Raw genomic sequence first — 769 nt, 5'->3', positions numbered from 1 at the left:
TAGTGCAGGTGCGGACCGGTGGAGAGCCCGGTGGTTCCGATATAACCGATCACCTGGCCTTGTTTAACAGAGCCGCCGGTCTTTACGCCTTTGGCGAAGCCTTGCATGTGGCCATACAGCGTGGTGTAGGTGGCGCCGTGCTRGATGATTACGGTATTACCGTAGCCACCGCGGCGACCGGCCAACACTACTTTTCCGTCACCCGCGGCTTTGATCGGTGTACCCCGTGGTGCTGCGTAGTCGACGCCTTTGTGGGCGCGGATCTTGTTCAGAATCGGGTGCTTGCGCCCCATTGAGAATTTCGAACTGATGCGGGCAAAGTCTACCGGGGTGCGGATGAACGCTTTGCGCATGCTGTTGCCATCAGCGGTGTAGTAACTAGCGTTGCCCTGTTTGTTGATGTAACGCACAGCGGTATAGGTCTTGCCGCGGTTGGTGAACCGCGCGGAGAGTATCGGGCCGTTGCCGACWRCCTTGCCGTTGRCGACTTTCTGCTCRTAGATCACRTCGAATTCGTCACCCTGGCGAATATCCTGGGCGAAGTCGAYGTCGTAGCCAAACACGCTGGCCATGTCCATGGCCTGGCTGTGGGAGAGCCCGGCGCGAGCAGCGGATTGCGACAGCGAACTGTTGATCACGCCATGAACATAGGCGGAGCGCACGGTAGGCTTGGCGGTGACGCGGTTGAATACATAACCCTTGTCATTCTTGGTCAAGGTAATGCTTTCGAGGTCGTTGAGCTTGCTGTGCAGGTTGGTCAGCTGGCCTT

At 58.0% G+C, this 769-nt stretch carries 1 protein-coding gene; it reads right to left on the bottom strand.

Annotated elements, in window-relative coordinates:
- A partial coding sequence (locus AC1DRJ_RS30715; RefSeq protein WP_477805422.1) for a peptidoglycan DD-metalloendopeptidase family protein occupies nt 1–769 on the bottom strand: 769 nt, incomplete at both ends.

Source organism: Pseudomonas sp. P5_B2 (assembly GCF_056400445.1).
This window is presented reverse-complemented; position numbering and strand designations above follow the sequence as displayed.